The organism is Methylovirgula sp. 4M-Z18, assembly GCF_037890675.1.
Lineage (GTDB): Bacteria > Pseudomonadota > Alphaproteobacteria > Rhizobiales > Beijerinckiaceae > 4M-Z18.
This window is the reverse complement of record NZ_CP149574.1, coordinates 2,566,233-2,588,202: the sequence shown is the minus strand read 5'-3', so window position 1 is coordinate 2,588,202 and position 21,970 is coordinate 2,566,233. Positions and strand designations below refer to the sequence as shown.

The 21,970-nt window shown below is 62.0% G+C and carries 22 protein-coding genes and 1 tRNA gene; 15 read left to right on the top strand and 8 right to left on the bottom strand.

Translation table 11 applies throughout. From position 1 onward, the window contains the following. Window positions 1-29 precede the first annotated feature (29 nt). On the bottom strand, window positions 30-407 hold the full coding sequence (uraH, locus tag V9T28_RS12020) for a hydroxyisourate hydrolase (protein WP_116399182.1): 378 nt from the start codon (window positions 405-407) through the stop codon (window positions 30-32). 369 nt (window positions 408-776) lie between these two features. Here uraH and puuE point away from each other — a divergent pair, with 369 nt between their 5' ends. The 3 genes from puuE to V9T28_RS12005 all read left to right on the top strand — a co-directional run bounded on the left by puuE (window position 777) and on the right by V9T28_RS12005 (window position 3,592). Next, entirely contained in the window at window positions 777-2,201 is a 1,425-nt protein-coding gene (gene puuE, locus V9T28_RS12015; RefSeq protein ID WP_116399181.1) for an allantoinase PuuE, read from the top strand. Window positions 2,202-2,267: 66 nt separating this feature from the next. Beyond that, window positions 2,268-3,098 carry a bifunctional allantoicase/(S)-ureidoglycine aminohydrolase gene (locus V9T28_RS12010; RefSeq protein ID WP_116399180.1) on the top strand — a complete coding sequence of 277 codons (831 nt, stop codon included), beginning with the start codon at window positions 2,268-2,270 and terminating at the stop codon, window positions 3,096-3,098. Between the two features lie 2 nt (window positions 3,099-3,100). Next, the gene (locus V9T28_RS12005; RefSeq protein ID WP_116399179.1) at window positions 3,101-3,592 is read left to right on the top strand and encodes an ureidoglycolate lyase; all 492 of its coding nucleotides are present in this window, start codon (window positions 3,101-3,103) and stop codon (window positions 3,590-3,592) included. Here the strand turns inward: V9T28_RS12005 and V9T28_RS12000 are convergent. Next, window positions 3,589-4,527 (bottom strand): LysR family transcriptional regulator, encoded by a 939-nt coding sequence (locus tag V9T28_RS12000; RefSeq protein ID WP_116399178.1) that lies wholly within the window; start codon window positions 4,525-4,527, stop codon window positions 3,589-3,591. The two genes, V9T28_RS12005 and V9T28_RS12000, sit on opposite strands and share 4 nt — an antisense overlap. Window positions 4,528-4,651: 124 nt before the next feature. Here V9T28_RS12000 and guaD point away from each other — a divergent pair, with 124 nt between their 5' ends. Continuing rightward, window positions 4,652-5,959, top strand: coding sequence for a guanine deaminase (guaD, locus tag V9T28_RS11995; protein WP_116399177.1), 1,308 nt, complete (start codon window positions 4,652-4,654; stop codon window positions 5,957-5,959). Between the two features lie 47 nt (window positions 5,960-6,006). Here guaD and V9T28_RS11990 read toward each other — a convergent pair whose 3' ends face one another. From V9T28_RS11990 to V9T28_RS11980, 3 genes are all read right to left on the bottom strand, one after another. After that, window positions 6,007-7,350 (bottom strand): 8-oxoguanine deaminase, encoded by a 1,344-nt coding sequence (locus V9T28_RS11990; RefSeq protein WP_116399176.1) that lies wholly within the window; start codon window positions 7,348-7,350, stop codon window positions 6,007-6,009. Window position 7,351: 1 nt separating this feature from the next. Next, window positions 7,352-8,611, bottom strand: coding sequence for a urate hydroxylase PuuD (locus V9T28_RS11985; protein WP_116399175.1), 1,260 nt, complete (start codon window positions 8,609-8,611; stop codon window positions 7,352-7,354). Between the two features lie 385 nt (window positions 8,612-8,996). Then, on the bottom strand, window positions 8,997-9,272 hold the full coding sequence (locus V9T28_RS11980) for a DUF3303 domain-containing protein (RefSeq protein WP_339071857.1): 276 nt from the start codon (window positions 9,270-9,272) through the stop codon (window positions 8,997-8,999). A gap of 213 nt (window positions 9,273-9,485) precedes the next feature. On the opposite strand from V9T28_RS11980, the gene V9T28_RS11975 reads away from it, so the two are divergent. The 4 genes from V9T28_RS11975 (at window position 9,486) to V9T28_RS11960 (ending at window position 14,051) form a co-directional block, all read left to right on the top strand. Further along, window positions 9,486-9,560: transfer RNA gene (locus tag V9T28_RS11975), tRNA-Trp, on the top strand. Between the two features lie 170 nt (window positions 9,561-9,730). Further along, a complete protein-coding gene (locus V9T28_RS11970) occupies window positions 9,731-10,027 on the top strand; it encodes a hypothetical protein (RefSeq protein WP_116399173.1) in 297 nt (98 codons plus the stop codon). A 5-nt stretch (window positions 10,028-10,032) separates the two neighbouring features. Then, window positions 10,033-12,543 (top strand): glycosyltransferase family 4 protein, encoded by a 2,511-nt coding sequence (locus V9T28_RS11965; protein WP_116399172.1) that lies wholly within the window; start codon window positions 10,033-10,035, stop codon window positions 12,541-12,543. Between the two features lie 443 nt (window positions 12,544-12,986). Further along, complete coding sequence (locus V9T28_RS11960; protein WP_116399171.1) at window positions 12,987-14,051, top strand: alkene reductase; 1,065 nt, start codon at window positions 12,987-12,989, stop codon at window positions 14,049-14,051. A gap of 12 nt (window positions 14,052-14,063) precedes the next feature. On the opposite strand, the gene V9T28_RS11955 is transcribed toward V9T28_RS11960, so the two are convergent. Beyond that, window positions 14,064-15,362 (bottom strand): chloride channel protein, encoded by a 1,299-nt coding sequence (locus V9T28_RS11955; protein WP_116399170.1) that lies wholly within the window; start codon window positions 15,360-15,362, stop codon window positions 14,064-14,066. A 292-nt stretch (window positions 15,363-15,654) separates the two neighbouring features. Here V9T28_RS11955 and V9T28_RS11950 point away from each other — a divergent pair, with 292 nt between their 5' ends. Continuing rightward, the gene (locus V9T28_RS11950) at window positions 15,655-16,362 is read left to right on the top strand and encodes a L,D-transpeptidase (protein WP_339071751.1); all 708 of its coding nucleotides are present in this window, start codon (window positions 15,655-15,657) and stop codon (window positions 16,360-16,362) included. A 37-nt stretch (window positions 16,363-16,399) separates the two neighbouring features. On the opposite strand, the gene V9T28_RS11945 is transcribed toward V9T28_RS11950, so the two are convergent. Then, the gene (locus tag V9T28_RS11945; RefSeq protein ID WP_116399168.1) at window positions 16,400-16,714 is read right to left on the bottom strand and encodes a GCG_CRPN prefix-to-repeats domain-containing protein; all 315 of its coding nucleotides are present in this window, start codon (window positions 16,712-16,714) and stop codon (window positions 16,400-16,402) included. A 164-nt stretch (window positions 16,715-16,878) separates the two neighbouring features. Beyond that, complete coding sequence (locus V9T28_RS11940; RefSeq protein ID WP_147306385.1) at window positions 16,879-17,247, bottom strand: hypothetical protein; 369 nt, start codon at window positions 17,245-17,247, stop codon at window positions 16,879-16,881. Window positions 17,248-17,433: 186 nt separating this feature from the next. Here V9T28_RS11940 and V9T28_RS11935 point away from each other — a divergent pair, with 186 nt between their 5' ends. The 6 genes from V9T28_RS11935 (at window position 17,434) to rfbC (ending at window position 21,969) form a co-directional block, all read left to right on the top strand. Further along, window positions 17,434-17,916, top strand: a complete 483-nt coding sequence (locus V9T28_RS11935; protein WP_116399166.1) for a CYTH domain-containing protein — start codon at window positions 17,434-17,436, stop codon at window positions 17,914-17,916. A gap of 91 nt (window positions 17,917-18,007) precedes the next feature. After that, window positions 18,008-19,093, top strand: a complete 1,086-nt coding sequence (gene ada / locus V9T28_RS11930; RefSeq protein WP_199499965.1) for a bifunctional DNA-binding transcriptional regulator/O6-methylguanine-DNA methyltransferase Ada — start codon at window positions 18,008-18,010, stop codon at window positions 19,091-19,093. Beyond that, window positions 19,090-19,827 (top strand): 2OG-Fe(II) oxygenase, encoded by a 738-nt coding sequence (locus V9T28_RS11925; RefSeq protein WP_116399164.1) that lies wholly within the window; start codon window positions 19,090-19,092, stop codon window positions 19,825-19,827. The genes ada and V9T28_RS11925 overlap by 4 nt, the downstream gene beginning before the upstream one ends. Before the next feature lie 80 nt (window positions 19,828-19,907). Continuing rightward, window positions 19,908-20,375, top strand: a complete 468-nt coding sequence (locus tag V9T28_RS11920) for a hypothetical protein (protein ID WP_147306384.1) — start codon at window positions 19,908-19,910, stop codon at window positions 20,373-20,375. A gap of 147 nt (window positions 20,376-20,522) precedes the next feature. Further along, entirely contained in the window at window positions 20,523-21,395 is an 873-nt protein-coding gene (gene rfbA / locus V9T28_RS11915; protein WP_116399162.1) for a glucose-1-phosphate thymidylyltransferase RfbA, read from the top strand. A 1-nt stretch (window position 21,396) separates the two neighbouring features. Further along, window positions 21,397-21,969, top strand: coding sequence for a dTDP-4-dehydrorhamnose 3,5-epimerase (rfbC, locus tag V9T28_RS11910; protein ID WP_116399161.1), 573 nt, complete (start codon window positions 21,397-21,399; stop codon window positions 21,967-21,969). The last annotated feature ends 1 nt before the right edge of the window (window position 21,970 follow it).

The following is a 21,970-nucleotide window of genomic DNA, read 5'->3' as shown; positions in this document are numbered from 1 at the left end:
GTCTCCGTCGAGGCGAGCGGGCGAGCCGCTCAGCTCCCGCGATATGTGGCATAGGAATAGGGCGAAATGAGCAACGGCACATGATAATGCCGATTCGCGTCCGCGATGCCAAAGCGTATCGGGATCTCGTCGAGGAAGGCCGGATCCGGCAGCTTGACGCCGGTGGCGCGCAAATAGTCGCCGGCATGGAAGAGGAGTTCGTAGCGTCCAGGTTCGAGTGCAGCGCCCGCCAACAAAGGCCCGTCGCTGCGTCCGTCGTCATTGGTGGCGATGGTGGTCAGAAGTTCGCGCCCGTCGCCGTTCAAGCGGAACAGGTCGATTCGCAGTTTGGCGGCCGGATTGCCCGTCGCCGTGTCAAGCACGTGGGTCGTCAGCCGTCCGCCCGTGCCGGAGTGACCTTTTGTCATTCTTTCCCTCCGAATGACATGCTCCAGCCACCTCTGGCCGGAGCATGTACCAGTTTTCAATCTGGCGCATTCCGCTTCGCAGATCTATGGGTTCGTCAGCCGAACCTGGCATAATCGGGCGGCACTTCTGGCTTCTTCCCCTGGCGCCTGTCCACTTCCTTCGAAAGGCCTCCAAAATGTGGCGGGTTGCAAATTTCTTGCGCTCCTGCGAAGAGCCGTTCGCTTGCCCTGGCCACGACGACAAGACATCACAATCAAGATGGGGTGATAAGTTGCGTCTTGGGAGAAGTAGTTTCAAAAAAAACGAGACAATATCTGCGGCAAAAACAGGCTAGGCTCGCTCTTGCATTGGACTGGATCTGAACTGTCATGACGGCTGACTCGCTCCCCTATCCCCGCGATCTGATCGGCTACGGCCCGACGCCGCCTGCGGCGCAATGGCCCGGCGGCGCCAAAATCTGCCTGCAATTCGTGATCAATTACGAGGAGGGCGGCGAAAACTGCATCCTGCACGGCGACGTGGCTTCCGAGGCTTTCCTGTCCGAGATCGTTGGCGCCCAGGCCTGGCCGGGGCAGCGGCACATGAACATGGAATCGATCTACGAATACGGCTCGCGGGCCGGATTCTGGCGGTTGTACCGGATGTTCACCGCCCGCAAATTGCCGGTCACGGTGTTCGGCGTCGCCACCGCGATGGAGCGCAATCCCGAAGCCGTCAAGGCGATGCTGGCGGCGGATTGGGAAATCGCCACGCACGGCTACAAATGGATCGAGTACAAGGATTTCACCGCCGACGAGGAGCGCCGGCACATTGACGAGGCGATCCGCATCCAGCGCGAACTCACCGGCGGGCGGCCGCTCGGTTTTTATCAGGGGCGGGCCTCGGTGCACACGTTGCCGCTGACCTTGGAGGATCAGGGTTTCCTCTATTCGGCCGACGCTTATGCCGACGAATTCCCCTATTGGATCGAGGGGCCGCATGGGCCGCATCTGATTGTACCCTACACACTCGACGCCAACGACATGCGCTTTGCGACCCCGCAAGGCTTCAACACCGGCGAACAGTTTTTCACCTATCTCAAGGATTCCTTCGACCTGCTTTATGCCGAGGGCGCGGTTGCGCCGAAGATGCTGTCGATCGGCCTACATTGCCGCCTGGTCGGCCGTCCCGGCCGGGCCTTGGCGCTCGCCCGGTTCCTCGATTATGTGACGTCGCACGACGGCGTCTGGGTCGCGCGCCGGATCGATATCGCCAGGCACTGGATCAAGCGGCATCCGCCGCGAGGCGGCTATCGGCCGAGCCATATGCCGCGCGCGCTGTTTACGGAAGTCTTCGGCGACGTCTACGAACATACGCCGCAGATCGCCGAGGCTGCACACCGGGCGGGATTAACGGCAAACGAGGACACGGCCACGGGCCTGCACGCCAAGATGAGCGCCGCCATGCGCGCGATGTCCGACGAGGCGAAGCTGGCGCTGATCAAAGCGCACCCGGATCTCGCCGGCAAATTGGCGCAGGCGAAAATGCTCACGCCTGATTCGGCGCGCGAACAGGCTTCCGCCGGACTCGACCAATTGACGCTCGAGCAAAAGGTGCGATTCACCGAATTGAACGACGCCTATGTTGCCCGGTTCGGCTTCCCCTTCATCATCGCGGTCAAGGGGCGCAGCACGCAGGAGATTCTCGACGCCTTCATGCAGCGGCTTGCGTCCGACAAAGCGACGGAATTCGAAACTTCGCTGCAGCAGATCGATCGGATCGCGCTTCTGCGCCTGCAGGACCGTCTTCCGTGACGGATCTGAATTTTGCATGGTCGCTTAGATAAAAAGGCTCGTTAGCGGGCTCTGGGAGAGGATTTGATGAAAGAGGCATCCTATTACGCGCCCACCGGCGGCCTGCCGCCGCAGACCCAATTGCTCACCGGCCGGGCCGTGTTCACCGAGGCCTATGCCGTCATCCCGAAGGGCGTCTACAGCGATATCGTCACCAGCTTCCTGCCGTTCTGGGACCAGACGCGGCTCTGGGTGATCGCCCGCCCGCTGTCCGGTTTCGCCGAGACCTTCTCGCAATATATCGTCGAGGTGGCGCCTGGCGGCGGCAGCGACAAGCCGGAACTCGATCCGGAGGCGCAAGGGGTTCTGTTCGTCGTCGAAGGCGAACTTGCGGTCACGCTCGACGGCCAGACCCATGTCCTCGTCCCCGGCGGTTATGCCTATCTGCCGCCGGGAAGCCAATGGCGCGTGCGCAACCCAACCGGCACGATGACCCGCTTCCACTGGGTCCGCAAGGCCTACGAGCGCGTCGAGGGTCTTCCGCTGCCCGACCCGATCTTCGCCAACGAGCGCGAGATTGCGCCGAGCCCGATGCCGGAGACCGACGGCAAATGGGCGACCACCCGCTTTGTCGATCCGGCCGATCTGCGGCACGACATGCATGTCACCATCGTCACGCTGCAACCCGGCGCGGTGATCCCCTTTGCCGAAACCCATGTCATGGAGCACGGGCTCTATGTGCTGGAGGGCAAGGCGGTCTACCGCCTCAACCAGGATTGGGTCGAGGTCGAGGCCGGCGATTTCATGTGGCTGCGCGCCTTCTGCCCGCAAGCGTGCTACGCCGGCGGCCCGAGCAACTTCCGCTATCTCCTGTACAAGGATGTCAACCGGCACATGAAGCTGCGCAGGGCGATCTGAGCATGCGCGAATTGATCGTTCGCCCTCTGACGCGCGCGGCCTTTGCCGCCTTCGGAGAAGTCATCGAAACCGATGGCGCGCGGCACTATCCGATCAACAACGGCCGCACCGAGCGCTATCACGCGCTCGCGCGGTCGGAGGCGGTGGGGCCTGGCGGCCATGTCATCATCAACATCTTCAAGGGCACGCCCTATGCGCTGCCGCTCAAGCTCGAAATGGTGGAGCGGCATCCGCTCGGCAGCCAGGCGTTTTTTCCGCTGTCGGCACAGCCGTTTCTGGTCGTCGTCGCGCCGGACGCGGGCGGGCGGCCGGGCGAGCCGCAGGTGTTCCTCACTCAACCGTGGCAAGGCGTGAACTATCCGCGCAATCTCTGGCACGGCGTGCTCACGCCGCTCAGCGCGCCGCAGGATTTCCTCGTCGTCGACCGCGCCGGCGAGGGCAACAATCTCGAAGAGTTCTTCTTCCCCGAGCCTTACCTCATCCGCCTGCCTTAGGCGGCCTGTTTGAGGACATGGTCCAGCCCTTCATGCGCCTTCTGAATAAGAGGCGAGATTTCCTGTACAAGGAAATCGGCGAAGAGTTTGACGCGCGCCGGCATCAGACGCTTGTGCGGGTAGACGACAGACAGTGTCGCGGGCAGGGGCGGGAATTGCGGCAGCACTGGCACCAGCCGCCCGTCGCGCAATGCATCGGCGATTTCGAACGCCGACTTCAGCGCGATGCCTTGCCCCGCGAGCGCCCATTGCGTGAGAACGTCGCCATCGTCCGCATCGGCACGGCCCTGGACCGACAAAGTGAGCGGGCCGTCGCCGGATTGTATCGTCCAGCGGAATTGTTGCGAGCCGGGAAAGCGCAGCAGCAGGCAATTGTGGCCGAACAGATCTTCCGGCGTTTCCGGCGTGCCACGGGCTGCAAGATATTCCGGCGATGCGCAGAGCACGCGCGGGCAATCGGCGATCTTGCGGGCGATCAGACTCGAATCGGGCATGATCGCGAGGCGGACGGCCATGTCGACGCCTTCGCTGAGCAGATCCAACAGATGGTCCGAGAGCCGCAAGCGAATGCTGACATGCGGATATTTTTCCAAGAAGCTTGGCACGAGCGGCGCGAGCATGCACCGGCCGAAGACCAACGGCGCCGTGACCTTGAGGTTGCCGCGCGGCGTGGCGCCGACATCGGACACGACCGATTCCGCGCGCTCCAACGTCTCCAGCACGACGCGCGCGTTTTCGAAGAACACCAATCCCTGCTCGGTCAATTGCAAGCGGCGCGTGGTGCGATTGACGAGACGGACGCCCAGATGCGCTTCGAGTTGCTGCAGACGATGGCTCATGACCGCAGGAGACTGGCGCAATTGCCGCCCGGCGGCGGAGAGCGAGCCCAGTTCGATCGTGCGGACAAAGGCCTGAATATTTTCTAACAGCGACATCGATCGGCTCCCGATTTTCTTATTTTTTTTGAAATTTCTTCTTTTTTTCCAGGGAGTGCAAGGGGATAGTTGCGGTGCTACACAATCAAGGTTTTGCCTGCAGCGGTTTCCAGGAGTTTTCACCATGGCGGTCGGACGAGTAAAGGCCCTGCGCGGCCGGGTGCTCACATTCACAGCGGACCCTGACGATGTCGGGCTTGCCGCCTGCTACCGCTATCTTGAGGACGGGCTGGTTGTTGTGAACGACGGCCGCATCAGCGATGTCGGCGATGCCGCTACGCTGCTGCCGTCGCTGCCGGCCGGTGCGCCGGTCGATCATTATCCGCACGAGCTGATCCTGCCCGGATTCATCGACACGCATATCCATTTCCCGCAGACTCGCGTGATTGGTTCCTACGGCACGCAATTGCTCGAATGGCTGCAGAAATACACATTCATCGAGGAGCAGAAATACCGCGACCCGGTGCATGCGGCGGCGGGCGCGAAGTTCTTTCTCGACGAATTGCTGCGCAACGGCACGACGACGGCGGTCGTCTATTGTTCCGCGCATCCCGAATCCGTCGAGGCCTTTTTCGCCGAGAGCGAGCGGCGCGGCACGCGCATGGTCGCGGGCAAGGTGATGATGGACCGCAACGCGCCGGAAGCTTTGCGCGACACGCCGCAAAGCGGCTACGATCAATCAAAGGCGCTGTTGCAGAAGTGGGATAAGCGCGGCCGGCAGCATTATGTGATTTCGCCGCGCTTTGCGATCACGTCGACCGAAGCGCAAATGGAAATGGCGCAGGCGCTCGTGCGCGAACACCCTGACGTCTATGTGCAGACCCATTTGTGCGAGAACGTGAACGAGATCGCCTATGTGAAAACCCTGTTTCCGAAGCTGACGAGCTATACGGGGATTTACGAGCACTACGGCCTTCTCGGGCCGAAATCGATCTTCGGCCATTGCGTGCATCTGGAGGATGAGGAAGTTGCGGCGCTGAGCGGCTCGAACTCGATCGCGGCCTTCTGCCCGACGTCGAATCTGTTCCTGGGGTCGGGCCTGTTCAACATGGCGCGGTTGAAGAATGGTCCGCGTCCGGTCAAGGTGAGCATCGCCACCGATGTCGGCGGCGGCACGTCCTATTCGATGCTGCGCACCGCGGCGGAAGCCTACAAGATTCTGCAATTGCAGCAGCAGAGCTGGCCGGCGCTGGCGGCCTTCCACATGATGACGCGCGGCAATGCACTGACGCTGGGGCTCGGCGACAAGATCGGGACGCTGGAGCCGGGCCGCGAGGCCGATATCGTCGTGCTCGATGCCCGCGCGACGCCGGCGATGCAGCACCGCATGGAAAGCGTTCACGGCGACATAGCCGAAGAACTGTTCATCCTGATGATGATGGGCGACGATCGGAATGTGAAGGCGACTTATGTCGCGGGGAACAAGGTCTGAGAGCGCGCCCTTCTCCCACGCAATAGCGCGGGAGAAGGGATCAGAGACTAATCCCTAAACTTCTCCGCTGCCTTCGTGTGCGCTTCGCGCAGCGCGACGAGATCGATCCCGACCGGCATGCCGTCCACCACGCGCCAGTCGCCGCCGACCATCACGCGGTCGGCCCGGTGCGCACCGCACAGGACGAGGGCGGCGAGCGGGTCGTGACTGCCCGAGAAGCGCAACTCATCCAGCGTGAAGAGCGCGAGATCCGCCTGTTTGCCGGGTGCAATTTGGCCGATGTCGCTGCGCCCCAGGCAGCGCGCGGAGCCTTCCGTCGCCCAGCGCAGCACGTCGAAATGGGTGATCGCCGACGCGGATTTGTAGTGCAGGCGGTTGAGCATCAGCGCATGGCGCAGCGCCTCCAGCATGTTGGAGGAATCGTTCGACGCGGATCCGTCAACGCCGAGGCCGAGCGGAGCGCCCGCCTGTTCCAATTCGCGCGTGCGGCAGAAGCCCGACGCAAGCACCGCATTCGAGGTCGGACAGTGGCACACGCCGACGCCGTGGCGGCCGAGTTTCGTGCAATCGTCGGCGGTGAAATGAATGCCATGGGCGAGCCAGGTGCGCGGGCGCAGCCAGCCGGTTTCCTCGAGCAGTTCGATCGGCCGGCAGCCATAGACGCTTTCGCAGAAGCGGTCTTCGTCTTCGGTCTCGGCGAGATGGGTGTGCAGCGGCGCATCGAAACGCGCTGCGAGGGCCGCACTGTCCTGCATCAGCTTCTTGTCGACCGAGAAGGGGGAGCACGGCGCGAGGGCGATTTGCGTGTAAGCGCCTTCCGAGCGGTCGTGGAAGAGGTTGAGGACGCGCTCGCTGTCGGAGAGAATCGTGTCGGCATCCTGCACGACGGAATCGGGCGGCAGGCCGCCATCCTTTTGCGACAGGTTCATCGAGCCGCGCGAGATCGTCATGCGCAGGCCGAGGCGCTTGGCCTCATCCGCCTCGATGTCGATCGCATCCTTGAGGCTGGCCGGGAAAAGATAATGATGGTCCGCCGCCGTCGTGCAGCCGGAGAGCAGCAATTCCACGAGCGCAAGGCGCACGGCGATGCGGAACGTATCCGGATCGAGCCGCGACCAGATCGGATAGAGCGCCTGCAGCCAGGGAAACAATTCCTTGTTGATCGCACTCGGGTGGGCGCGGGTGAGCGTTTGATAGAAGTGGTGATGGGTGTTGACGAGACCCGGCAGCACCACGTGGCGCGACGCATCGAAGGTCGCATCGACCGGCTGTGTCGGTCCTTGGTTGGTCCCCAGCACTTCGACAATTCGGCTGCCTTCGATCACCAGGCCATTGCCGGCATCTTGGGCAAGAATGGCGAGCGGTTGCTTGAGCCAGAGACGTTTCGGCATATCATTGCGCCCCTGCGCCGTTGCTCATCTCGTGCACATGCAGCCAGAGCGCCACTTTCTGGCGCTCCTCCTGAGTCATTTCGGTGAGGTTGTTCGGCGGCATCGCATGGGTGGCCACCGCCTCGACACGGATCGCGCGGGCCTGTTTCCAGATCTGCGCGTCATTATCGAGGCGAACGCCCTTCGGCGCGATGCCGATGCCTTGCTGCACCGGCTCGGCCGCATGGCACATGGCACAGCGGGCGTTGATGATCTGCGCGGCTTGAGTGAACAGCGGTTTTTCGTCCGCGCTCATCGTGGGGGCTTGGGCCGCCTGCTGGGGAGCAGGCGCCAGGCCGAGCATTTCGCGGCCTCCGGGGGAAGAGGTCATGCTGATCCAGATTGCGGTCCAGATGGCGAGGGCGGCCACCAGCCAGGTCCACCACGGATAGCCCTTGCCCGCATGGCTCACGTTGTAATAGTGGCGGATCAGAGCGCCGGCGATCAGCACCAGACCAACGACGATATAGGCGTAGGGCGTCGACCAGGTCAGCGGATAATGGTTCGACAGCATCAGGAACAGGACGGGCAGGGTGAGGTAATTGTTGTGCGTCGAGCGCTGCTTGGCCTGCTTGCCGAGAGCCGGATCCGGCGTGCGGCCGGCAACGAGATCGGCGACCACTTTGCGCTGGTTCGGGATGATGACGAAGAACACGTTGCCGGTCATCATCGTCGCCATCAACGCGCCGGTGTGGTTGAAGGCGCCGCGCCCGGAGAACACGTGCTGGAAACACCACGCCATGAAAATGATGTAGGCGAAGCCGACGGCGGCGAGCGCCACCTCATTCTTGCCGAGCGCTGATTTGCACAATTGGTCGTAGATGACCCAGCCGGCGGCCAGACCGCCGATGCCGATCGCCGCAGCTTCCAACGGCGATAGCGGCTGGATCGATGGGTCGATCAGATAAAGCTGCGATTGGCCGTAATAGACCCAGCAGAGCAGGAAGAAGCCCGAAATCCAGGTCGAATAGGATTGCCATTTGTGCCAGATCAGCTCCTTGGGCAATTGGTCCGGCGCGACCAGATATTTGCGCACCTCATAGAAACCGCCGCCGTGCACCTCCCAGGCGACGCCGCCCTTGCCGGCCGGAAATTCCGACGTCGGCCGAAGGCTCGCGTCCAGATGCATGAAATAAAAGGATGAGCCGATCCACGCGATGCCAGCGACCACATGCGTCCACCGCAACAGCAGACTACCCCATTCCAGAACTACGGTATCCATTCTCCCGTCTCCATTCGTCTCGCGGGAGTCAGACTAACGCAACCCGCGTGCAATCTCCTGCAGCATTTTGCGCTAGTACCTTCAAAGGAAACCGAAAAATGGAGTCCGGCGTTGCCGGCGGGGTGCGGTATCGATCGGGCCTACTCTATTATAAGTATTTGAAAAATAAAGAGAATACGCTCTATTAGTTTGATTTCAAAAATTTTTATTTTATGTTGCGCTTTCCTCATCGCGGGCCACACAACCCCCTGCCCGCCGCGCCGCTACGCACGCGGGCGTTTCTTCTAGACTGGTATATATTCATGTTTTGTTCTTATCGTAAACAGCCGCCTTTGTCCATGTCCTGTGTGCCTCTCGATTCGCGGGCGCCGACACGCCCGCGCCGTTATGGCGCGTCTAGGAATGGCTCGACGATCCGGCGGGTTTCGGCGCTTTCCACGACAGGCACGATCTCGAAATGGGCGCCCGTACCGCGCCAGTGCAAGACCCATTGCTGCAGCAGGCGCGCGTCGTTGCAGTCCATGAGCTGAAAACAGCGCCTGAAACTGGGTTCGATCCAGCTGTTGATATAGGTTACGCCCTCGGGGAGGCCGCGGCCATGGTCACGCGCGCGCCGGTAAACCGGGAGCATGTCGTCATTGTCGAATGTCTCGATGATCATGAAAAGCACGGGGCCAGCCTCGAAGTGGGGGATGCGAAACCGCGGAATGGGCGACGCCCATGTTGCCCAAGGGGCCGAGGGCTGTGAAGCGCAAGCGGCGAGGGGCCGATATGCGGTCCGGATGGCAATTCCCCGGCCGGAGGCGGCGACGCTGACTTTTTTCAACACGGGGCTTGCAACGTCGCGCGAGATACGGCATTACCGGCACGCTCTAGGGGTGTAGTTCAATGGTTAGAGCACCGGTCTCCAAAACCGGTAATGGGGGTTCGAGTCCCTCCACCCCTGCCAAACTTCGCAACCTATTGATTTATAGAGTTTTCTGGTCGCCGTGCGGGAACCTCTGGCGAGACCTAGCCAGGCGTGGCAAGATGCGGTAAGCGGCTTTTGAAATGGTTGCCAGCCCGCTGCCGCCTTTTCCGCATGCCGGATGGGCGTCGCGTGAATCGTGAAAGGAACGCATGTCCGGTCTGCTCGCCAAGTTGCCGCAATTCGGCGCCGAGGTCGTCCGCTCGCCGGGAACTGCCCTCAAGCGGGCAATTCGATCCCTGGTGGCACGGGCCCGCAACCAGGCCTTGATCCGGCAGGCCACCAATAAACTTTACGACGCTTTGCCGCAGTCGGTGCAGGACAAGATCCGGCGGCTGATCTTACGCCCCATCGAACAGCGCGCCACGCTCATCCTGACGGTCGACGATCTGACCGCCCGCGGCCGGTCGATCTATGCCGAGCTGCGGCAGAAACCGTCCGGATCCTGATTGGGATGCGTATTGTCGTCGATCTGCAAGGCGCGCAGAACGAGAGCCGGTTCCGCGGCATCGGCCGCTATACCAAGGACTTCACCAAGGCCCTGATCGCCGAGGCCAAAAGGCGCGGGATAGAGATCGTGCTTGCCTTGAACGGCGCCTTGCCGGAGAGCCTCCTGCCGCTGCGCGCCGAGTTCGGCGCCGATCTGCCGCAAAGCGCGATTCGTGTCTGGGACGGGCTCGTCAACACGTCGCAATTCGATCATGCGGGCGGGGGACGCCGGCACGCATCCGAACTGATCCGCGAAGCGTTTTTGGCCTCGCTCCGGCCCGATCTCGTTCTGGTCACTGATCTATTTTCGGGCCTGGCGGACGATTCGACCGGGAGCATCGGCGCCTTGCTGCCGAACATTCCGACCGCGGTCATTCTCTACGACCTCATTCCGCTGCGCTATCGCGAGGAATATCTCGAGAGCCGGATGCATCGGGATTGGTACCACGGCAAAATCGAGCACCTGAAGCGCGCCCAATTGCTGCTCGCAATTTCCGACTATACCCGTCGCGAAGCGCTCGATCTCCTGGCGGTCGCACCGCAGGCGGTCGTGAATATCTCCGGCGCGGTGAGCGAGATGACGGTTGCCGATCTCGAGGCGGCCAGCGACTGCTGCGCGGAGTTTGGCATCCGGCAGCCCTTCCTGCTCTATTGCGGCGGATCGGATACACGCAAAAACCTGCCGCGCCTCATCGACGCCTATGCGATGATGCCGGCGGAGGTCCGCAACGCCTGCCAACTGGTCCTCGCCGGCAAAATGCCGGATGTCCATATCGCCGAGCTGCACCAGCGGGCGGCCGGTCTCGGCCTTGCCGAGGGGCGCGTCGTTTTCACCGGCTATGTCGAGGATGCGGTTCTGTTCGGATTGTTCAGCGCGGCGCTCGGCTTCGTTTTTCCCTCCTATAGCGAGGGCTTCGGCCTTCCGGCGCTCGAGGCGATGACCTTCGATCTGCCGGTCATTGGCGCCAATCTCTCGAGTATTCCCGAAGTTATTGCCAATCCCGAAGCGATGTTCGATCCGTTCTCGACGGAGGCGATCAGCGCGACGATGGCGCGGCTCGTGATCGACGGCGATTACCGCTGGCGGTTGGTTGAATTCGGCAAGGTGCAGCGCCAGAAATTTTCCTGGGCGCAGAGCGCGACGCGCGCCCTCGACGCCATCACGTCCTATGTCAGCGCGCATGCCGCTCCGCCTCCGCCCGATGAGGCGGCTCTGAAGCCCCTCCTGCTTCAGCGGACGCGCGAGGTGATCGCAGCAGACGCCACGCTCAACGATCGCGATCTCTTGAGTATCGCTGCCGGGATTGATACGGCGCTGCCACGCGCGGATCGGCGGCGGCACATTTATGTCGACATTTCCGAACTGCATACACGCGATTCCAAATCCGGGGTTCAGCGCGTGGTGCGCAGCGTGATGAAGAATCTGCTTCTGCTCGCGTCGGACGATGTCGCAATCGTTCCGGTCTATGCGACAGGCGACCATGGCTACCGCCGCGCCAACCGGTGGCTGGCAAAGGGCAGGGGCGATCGTGAGGGCCGTGACGACGCCATCGATGTGCGTGCCGGCGATGTTTTTCTCGGTCTCGATCTGCAACATCATGTGGTCGAGGCCAACGAGAGCGCTTTGATCCGGATGCGCGAGCGCGGCGTGACGGTCTATTTCGTCGTTTACGACCTGCTGCCGCTTCTCCTACCGAAGATGTTCTCGCGCGTCGTGCGCGAGGCGCATGGGCCGTGGTTGAGCACCGTGGCGAAATTCGACGGCATCATCGCCATTTCCCGCGCGGTGGCCTATGAGGCGCATGATTGGATCGAGGCCAATGTGCCGGAGCGCAATCCGGCGCTGCGCATCACATGGTTCCATCTCGGCGCCGACATCGGCGATTCGCAGCCGACGATGGGGATGCCGCCGGACTCCGCGTCGATCCTTCCGGCCTTGGCCGAGCGCCCCACGTTCCTGATGGTCGGCACGCTCGAACCGCGCAAAGGCTATGCGCAGACGATCGCCGCCTTCGAGCGGCTCTGGGCCAGCGGCGTCGATGCCAATCTGGTGCTGGTCGGCAAGAAGGGATGGCAAGTCGATGAGCTCGCCAACCATTTGGAGAGCCATGGCGAACGCAACAAACGCTTGTTCTGGCTCAATGCCGCCAGCGACGAATATCTCGACAAGATCTACGCCGCGTCGACTTGCCTGATCGCCGCGTCCCTGGGCGAGGGTTTTGGCTTGCCGCTGATCGAGGCGGCACAGCACGGCTTGCCGATCATCGCCCGCGACATTCCCGTGTTCCGCGAGGTCGCATCGGATTTTGCCTTCTATTTTCAGGGAGAAGACCCTTCCGCCTTGGCGGGCGCGATCACAAATTGGCTTCGCCTACGCCCGATGGGCCGTGTGCCGCAGTCCAAAGACATGCCATGGTTCACCTGGAAGCAGAGCGCCCAGCAATTGCTCGCGGTCATCCTGCCGGCCGGGTCTTGATCGCAGCGCACAATGTATTGCCGCGGCGCAATCGTCGCCTATATGCGGACTAGGGTCGAAACTCAGTCATGAATGGTGTCTGGATGAGGTCAAAAATGGTCAAATGCAAGGAGCATTGCGCCGCCGTTACGTCCGTACCGGCAAGCATTGCGACGCTGCAGATGACCATTTTTCACCTCACCGCGAAGCGGCGCGGCGAAATTGACCGACTGCGGCGTCAATGGTCCTAGCGGGACGGACGTCCCGCGTCGGCCCATCTCCTGGCATTCGGTCAATTTCGCCGCGTCCAGACACCATTCATGACTGAGTTTCGACCCTAAGCTTTTGCCGGTCGCCCTTCCAGCCGGCGAAGGCTCCCATTCCTGGCCATCCGAAGGCTTGTCGACCCGGCCTGATCCGGTTTGCCTTGACGTTTTCGTTCGGCTTTTTTCTAGGAGCATTGAATGCCCAGTCTTTTCGATCCGGTCCAGTTTGGTGCGCTTAAGCTGCGCAATCGCGTCATCATGGCGCCGTTGACCCGTTGCCGCGCCAGCGAGGGGCGCGTTCCCAACGATCTGATGCGCGAATATTATGTGCAGCGCGCCTCGGCCGGCCTGATCATCACGGAAGCCACTGCCGTGACGCCGAAGGGCGTCGGCTATCGCGATACGCCCGGCCTGTGGTCGGATGCGCAGGTCGAAGGGTGGAAAAAGGTCACGCAAGGCGTCCATGAGGCGGGCGGCACGATCGTCACGCAGCTCTGGCATGTCGGCCGCGTCTCGCATCCTCTGTTCCTCGACGGCGACCTGCCGGTGGCGCCGTCCGCCATCGCGCCGGAAGGCCGCGTGAGCCTAGTGCGGCCGGAGACGTCCTATGTCACGCCGCGCGCACTCGAAACGAGCGAAATTCCCGGTATCATCGAGGCTTATCGTAAGGGCGCGGAAAATGCGCGCCGGGCCGGATTCGACGGCGTCGAAATCCATGGCGCCAACGGCTATCTGCTCGACCAATTCCTGCATGACGGCAGCAACAAGCGGACCGATCAATATGGCGGTTCGATCGAGAACCGGGCGCGGTTGATGCTGGAGGTGACCGATGCGGTCATCAGCGTTTGGGGCGCCGACCGGGTCGGCATGCATCTCAATTTGATGTCGAACAGCCATTCGATGTCGGATTCAAACCCCGAGGCGCTGTTCACCTATGTGGCGAGCGAACTCGGCAAGCGCAAAATCGCCTTCCTGTTCGCGCGCGACGATATTTCCCAGACCAAGATTGGACCGCAGGTGCGCAAGGCCTTCGGCGGTAATTATGTCGTCAACGAAGCCATGACCTTCGAGGCCGCGACGGGCGCCTTGGCGCGCGGCGACGCCGAGGCGGCATCGTTCGGCAAGCCGTTCATCGCCAATCCAGATCTCGTCGAGCGGCTGCAGCGCGGCGCGCCGTTGAACGCGCTCAATGGCGCGACGATCTATGCGGAAGGCGCGACGGGCTATACCGACTATCCGGCGCTCGAAGACGCGATGGCGTAAGCTTCCGCTGATCTAGTGGCTGCCACGCGCGGCGCCGAGACTGAGGAAGTTGCGGGCAAGCGCGTGGTAGATGCCCTGGGGGCAGATGAGCTTTGAGGTCCAATGGGCGATGAAGGCGGCGGCCATGATCGGCATGATCATGGCGTGATTGCCGGTCATTTCCGTCACGATCACGAAAGCGGTGATCGGCGCCTGCACGACGCCGGTAAAATACGACACCATGCCAAGCACGATGACGGCTTCCAGCGTCGCGCCGGGCAAAAAGGCCGCGACATTGGCGCCGAGCCCCGCGCCGACCGCCAGGGATGGGGAAAAAATGCCGCCGGGAATGCCCGAGATGGCGCTGAGGGCTGTGGCAATGAATTTGAAGACGCCGAAGCCTTGGCCCGGTCCCCCATGCTGGTGCAACAGGGCTGTGACTTCCTGGTAGCCGGTGCCGTAGGTGACGCCGTTTGAGGCCACGCCGCAGAGCCCGACGAGAAAGCCGCAGGCCGCCGCGAACGCGATCGGGTTGGCCTTGATCAACGCGCCCAACTGTCCCGGCAGACCGCGCGCCATGGCGATGAGAAGGCGGCTGAACAACCCGCCGGCAAGGCCGCCCAGAATGCCGCACATCGGCACGCAGGCCCAATCGCGCCAGCCATGCAGCACCGCACCGGTGGTGCCGAAATAGGTGTAATCGCCGAGCAGTGCTTGCGAGGTGACACCGGCGGCGATCACCGTGCCGAGAATGAGGCCGGAGGTGCGCAGTTCGAAGGATTGGCTCATCTCCTCGATGCCGAACACGATGCCGGCGAGCGGCGTGTTGAATGCCGCGGCGACGCCCGCCGACGCGCCCGCCAGAATCCATCCGCGCTGGCGGCGCGGCGAGAGCCGTCCAGCTTCGAACATCACGCTCGCGCCGACCTGCACGGTCGGCCCTTCGCGCCCGACCGAACCGCCACACAGGAGACCAAGCAAGGTGAGCAGAATCTTGCCGAAGGCGATTTTGAGCGACACGAGCTTTTGCCGGTCGGCCTGGTCGTCAAATTCCCGCGCGGCAATCACCTGCGGAATGCCGCTGCCTTGCGAATTGGGGAAAAAGCGGCGGGTGAGATAGACGGAGAGGGCAAAACCGAGCGGGGTGAGGACGAGCGGCAGATAGGGCGAAAGCTGCAGCGTCTTGCGAAATTCGCTCTGCGCCGCGTCGGCCAGGAGCGCCATCGCTGCCGCGCCTCCGCCCACCACGACGCCGCCGATCAGGAAGACGGCCCGCCGCTGAAAACGGGCGGAGTGGATCCGCAGCAAACGGGGCAGGGCCTTGAGCGGCATGGTCGAATTCCTGAGGTCGAAAAGAGGCCGCGACGAGACCTGACCGATTGATGCCTGATACGGCACTTTTATCAATATGTCGTCAATGCGACAGAACGACTTTGGCGACACCTGCGGCGTGATGATTGAGCCACGCTTTAGCCTTTGTGTTTCCCGATTGCCTCGTCACCATGATCTTGCCCAATTTTCCCCGCAACTAGGGCACGGGCGTGGCATCGCCCTTTGAACCTCTCGTTAAACTTTTGCCGCGAGAGTGCCGTGTTTCTTAAAAATAGGGTTAATAACAATGCTCATGAGTCGACGGGGGTTTTGCGCCGGTAGCGTGGTGGCGATGACGTCGGCGCTCGCCGGTTGCGCGAGCGATATGCAAAGCCCGCTTTTGGAAAACATTTTTCAATCGGGTCCGCATCCCAAATGGGCGGGCCGCACCGTAGATCGCCCCAATTACGACGCGATCTACGCCGGTTACACCGACGAGAAATACCCCATTGAGGCCTTCGACTATCATCAGGTCGATTCGCAATTCTTGCGTCAGGTCGTGGAGTTCAAGGGGATTGCGGCGCCCGGCACGATCATCGTCGATCCGCGTTCCTGCCATCTCTATTTCGTGGACTCGAAAGATCGCGCGACGCGCTACGGCGTCGGTGTCGGCCGCGAAGGCTTTGCCTGGAAGGGCGAGGCCAAGATCAACATGAAACACGATTGGCCGGATTGGGTGCCGCCGCCCGAAATGGTCGAGCGCGAGCCGGACATCGTTTCGCAATTGGAGAAGACGCACCGCGGCCTTGGCGTGAAGGGCGGTCCGCGCAGCCCGCTGGGTGCGCGCGCGATGTATCTCTATGGCGATGGGCGCGATCTTGGTTATCGCATTCACGGCACGACCGAGCCGGAGACGATCGGCACTTACGTGTCCTCCGGCTGTATCCGGATGTGCAATCAGGACATCGTCAATCTTTATCCGCGCGTCGCGCTCGGCACGCGCGTCGTCGTGCTAGGATAAACAAAAGCCCGCCGAACGGCGGGCTTTTGCATCTGGCTTATTGTTCATCCTGCCAGTGATGATGATGGTGATGCCGGTCGTGATCGTGCCAGTCATGATCGCGCCCGTGGGGCGGCGGCTCGCGCCAGCCGGGGCGGACGACAACCTCCGGGCCGCGGTGGAAGGGTACGCAGTGTCCCCAAGGATTGGGATGCCAGCCCGGGCCGCAGCCTCCGGCCGTCTTTTCGATCATCGCTTGGCCCGCGACCGTGTGATCGGTTGCAACCGGCATCGCCGAGGAGGCGCTGACAGCAGCGGCAAGACCGCTGCCTGCAAGGATTGCAACGGCGGCAAATTTATAAACTGCTTTCATGGGTCCATCCTTTCTTGAAATGCGATGGTGAGACGCTATCGGGTTCCGGCTGAACTCGATCTGAACGGCGCGTTCAGCGAATATTCATCGAGTTACGATGTGATCTGAATGTATAATATGAGCTTTGGCCGGCGCTGGCGGCGGCTATTGCGCGTTCGATTCTCCTAGTATTGATCGTCTGTGTCGGGCATGCGGCGATAACGGGGCAGATTGTCGGGCTCCTCGCGGTCATAGCCCTCATCGCCTGCATCCTCGCGCCGATAGCGCGGTGCGTCGTAACGCCCGCTCTCTCGCGCATCGCGCCAGCGTCCGTCCGGTGTGATCACGATGACATCGTGCAGGTGCCGGGACGGCACGCAGCGGCCCCAGGGATCAGGATGCCAGCCCCGCTCGCAGTTGTACTGAACGTTCCCGATGTCAGGGCGATCGGGCTGACCGGGAAATAACGATTGCGCCGATGCCGAGGCCGTGAAGATCGCGGAGGATGCGGCAAGCCCCAAGGTCAGGGCGGGGAATGTAGAAAAGCGACTCATGTTCCATCCATGCGCTGAACAGCGATGGACGAAATTTAATGATCGCCGGCTGAATTCTTGCTGAAGCGTAAATTTATCTCCCGTTCATCGACATGGTTAACAGACGGCTGTTGCCCCGGCGGCCGAATTGCGTAAAAATACCCCTCCATTGGTACTGCGTAATGTTTGTCTGGAGCGTCCCCGTTCATGGCATTGGAGATCGAGCGCAAATTTCTGGTCGTTGCAGAGGGATGGCGCGGGTATCGCGGAGTCGATTTTCGGCAGAATTATCTGAGCACGGATCCCTGGCGTACGGTTCGGGTGCGGATCGCCGGTCCGAAAGCGTTTCTGACGGTCAAAGGCAAGACCGAAGGCCTGACCAAGCTCGAGTTCGAATACGAGATTCCGGTCGACGATGCCGAGCAATTGATGCTCTTGTGCCAACCCGCGCCGATCGAAAAGATCCGCTATCGCGTGCCGTATGAAGGGTTTATCTGGGAAGTGGATGTCTTTCACGGCATCAACAAGGGGCTGATCATCGCAGAAATCGAGCTCGATTACGAGACGCAGCCTTTCGCCAAACCCGATTGGATCGGCAAGGAAGTCACCTTCGACAGGCGATATTCCAATTCCAATCTGATCCTCAATCCCTATTCGCGCTGGAGCGAGTTTGCGCCTTCGATTGGGTGATCAACAGTATTTTGAAAGCAAGGATCGGAGTTCGGGGCCGGTTGCGACTCTCTAAAACCCTGGGGAGATGCAATCGATAAGGAACGATCCTATGTCTTCCCTCATGGCCCGAAAAATCGAAACCTTAATTTCCATCGAACAGGACCCGCGCTGGCAGGCCGTTCTGCGCCGGGATGCCGCTGCCGACGGCCGGTTCGTCTTCGGCGTGCGTACCACGGGCGTCTATTGCCGCCCGTCCTGCCCCTCCCGGCGTGCCAAGCCGGAAAATGTGACCTTCCACGAGACATGCGCAGAGGCCGACGCGGCCGGGTATCGCGCCTGCCTGCGCTGCCGGCCGAATGCCTCTTCCTTGAACGAGCGCAATGCCGCCTTGATCGCCAAGGCCTGCCGGATGATCGAGACAGCGGAAGAATTGCCCCCTCTGTCGGATCTGGCCGCACGGGCCGGGATGAGCCCGTTCCATTTCCATCGCCAATTCAAGGCAGCGACCGGACTGACACCCAAAGCCTATGGCGCTGCCCATCGTGCACAGCGGGTGCGGGCCAGCCTGCGGGACGCTCAGGCCAGCGTGACCGCGGCGATTTACGACGCCGGCTTCAATTCGAGCAGCCGGTTTTACGAAAACGTGGGCCAAGTGCTGGGCATGACACCGACCGCCTTCAAGAAGGGCGGCGAGAATGTGGCAATCCACTTCGCCATCGGCCAATGTTCGCTCGGCGCTATTCTGGTAGCCTGCAGCGAGAAGGGCGTGTGTGCGATCCTGCTCGGCGACGACCCGGAAGAATTGGCGCGCGACCTGCAAAACCGCTTTCCCAAGGCCGACATCATCGGCGGCGACCCCGGTTTCGAAGCGCTGGTCGCCAAAGTGGTGGGCTTCGTCGAAGCGCCGCGCCTGGGGCTCGATTTGCCGCTCGACATGCGCGGTACGGCGTTCCAGCAGCGGGTCTGGCAGGCTCTGTGCGACATTCCGGCCGGCAAGACCGTGTCCTATGCCGACATCGCCCAGCGGATCGGCGCGCCGTCCGCCGTCCGTGCCGTGGCGCAGGCCTGCGGCGCCAATAAGCTCGCCGTGGCGATCCCGTGCCATCGCGTGGTGCGGCAGGACGGCGGCCTTTCCGGCTATCGCTGGGGCGTCGAGCGCAAACGCGCCTTGCTCGCCAAAGAGGCGCAACCATGAGCGCCGCCGCACAGATCCGCGAGGACGCCGGCGCGGCGGCCCGACTCGCGCGCTACGATTGGCCGGCGCTCTCGGCGGAGCTCGATGGCTTCGGCTGCGCGGTCCTGGAAAAGCTGCTGACCCCGCCGGAATGCGCGCAAATTGCCGCGCTCTATGCGGAGCCACAACATTTCCGCAGCCACATCCATATGGCACGGCACGGCTTCGGCAAGGGTGAATATAGATACTTCCAGTATCCGCTGCCCGAGATGATCGCGAGCCTGCGCGAGGGGCTGTACGCGCCGTTGGCACAGCTTGCAAATCGCTGGAATGAGCGGATGGGCCTTGCCGAACGCTACCCCGCGCAGCATGCCGATTTTCTTAGAGCTTGCCAAGAAGCCGGGCAGACACGCGCCACGCCCCTGCTGCTGCAATATGGACCGGGCGATTTCAACTGCCTGCACCAGGATCTTTACGGGGATCTCGCCTTCCCGATCCAGGTTGCCATTCTGCTCTCGGAACCCGGCCGCGATTTTTCCGGCGGCGAATTCGTGCTGACGGAACAGCGTCCGCGCATGCAAAGCCGGGTCGAAGTCGTGCCGCTGCGGCAGGGCGACGCGGTCGCCTTCGCCGTGCACAACCGGCCGGTTGCCGGCGCACGGGGCAGCTATCGGGTCAATCTGCGCCACGGCGTCAGCCGCTTGCGCAGCGGCCGCCGGCACACGCTGGGGCTGATCTTTCACGATGCGCGATAGGTCGCACGCAAAAATCGCGGGCCGTTCACGTCTTATTCACCGGTTGTTTCGGAAATTCATCGTTGGAAAGGATCCTTTCGATGCAAATTACCGAAATGAAACTGACGAGACTGATGCGCAGCACCGCTATCATCCCGCCCTGTATGGCCATGGCTCTCCTTCTCTCCGGCTGTGCGCCGCCGCCGGGCCGTGTGGTCTATGAGGAACCGCCGCCGCCAGCGCCGGTTTATGTGGAACCCGGTTATCGGCCGCCGCCGGTTTATGTCGAACCGGGTCCCGGGCCTGGCCCGGTCTACGGCCGGCCGGTCTATGAGGAGCCGGGCGGCGTGAACGTGGGGGTCTATGGCGTCGACCGCGAGAAGCCCGACTATCGGCGTCGTCCCATTTATCCGGGACAGCCGGGCTATAACGGCCCGCGGCCAGGCGTGCCGCAGGGTGGACAGCCACGCGTCGGCGAGCAGGGACAGCCGCGGCCAGGCCAGGGCGGCCAGCAAAGGCCCCGCGGCCTCCAGTGCGGCGGTCCGGGCCAAATAAGCTGCCCACACTAAGAATAAACGCCGGCCTTTATGGCCGGCGTTTTTCTGTCGATTATAAGTATAAGTATACTATAGGTCTATTTGCCACAGTTCCAGATCCGTGATAGGCCTGAGACGTAAGGCTATAGTGCCGCGACTCCAACATGGGCAGTCGATTTGATGAAGGGGATTCTTCTCGCGGGTGGTTCCGGTACCAGACTTTATCCGCTGACCCTTGCCGTCTCCAAACAGCTTCTGCCGGTCTATAACAAACCGATGATCTATTACCCGCTATCGGTGCTGATGATGGCGGGCCTACGTGAGATTTTGATCATCTCGACACCCGATCACGTGCCGCTGTTCCAGCAAGTGCTGGGAGATGGCGCGCAATGGGGGATTCGCCTTCACTATGCGCCGCAGCCGCGCCCCGAGGGGATCGCCCAGGCCTTTCACATCGCGGAGGACTTTCTTGCCGGCGCGCCAAGTTGTCTGGTGCTCGGCGACAATATTTTTTATGGCGCCGATTTGCCGCGGATCGTGCGGCGCGCCGCGCAACGGCACAAGGGTGCGACCGTGTTCGGCTATCAGGTGAATGATCCTGAGCGCTACGGTGTCGTCGATTTCGACGGTGACGGCCGCGCCTTGAGCATTGAGGAAAAGCCGGCAAAGCCTAAATCGAATTACGCGGTGACGGGGCTTTATTTCTACGATGGCGATGCGCCGGCGCTGGCGCGCAGCTTGAAGCCGTCCGCGCGCGGCGAACTCGAAATCACCGATCTCAACCGTCTCTATCTCGAACGCGGCGACCTGATTGTTGAACGGCTTGGACGGGGCTTTGCATGGCTCGATACCGGCACCCATGAATCGCTGCTGGACGCGGCGCAATTCGTGAAGACGATCGAATATCGGCAGGGCTTGAAAGTCGCCTGTCTCGAGGAGATCGCCTTCGAACTCGGCCTTATCGATGCGGCGCAGGTGCGTGCGGCGGCGGTGCCGCTGGCCAAAACCGAATATGGGCAATATTTGTTGCGTCTCGTCGAACGGACTGAATGACATGGAAATCATTCGTGATCCGCGCATTCCCGCCATCCGCTTGATCCGGCCGAAGCGGCACGGCGATGCGCGCGGCTATTTCGCCGAAGTGTACCGCGTCGACAAGGCCGCCGCCGCAGGTTTGCCCGCCTTCGTCCAGGACAATCATGCGCTGTCGCAGTCCGCGGGCACTTTGCGCGGCCTGCATTTTCAAATTGGCGCTGCGGCGCAAGCCAAATTGGTGCGCTGCCTGCGCGGCCGCATTCTCGACGTGGCGGTCGACCTGCGCCATGGCTCACCGACATTCGGCGCCCATGTCGCTTACGAATTGTCGGCGGAGAATGGCGACCAGCTCTATATTCCCGCCGGGTTTGCCCATGGCTATTGCACTTTGGAGCCCGACACGGAAATCACCTACAAAGTCAGCGCCTATTATGATGCGAGCGCCGACAAAGGACTGACCTTCGACGATCCGGCCTTGAAGATCGCATGGCCCGTCGCGGCCGACTTGGCCGTGCTGTCGGCCAAGGACCGCGCGCTGCCAAAGCTCGCCGAGCTGCCCGCCTATTTTTCCTACGCGCAACATCGGGATTGAG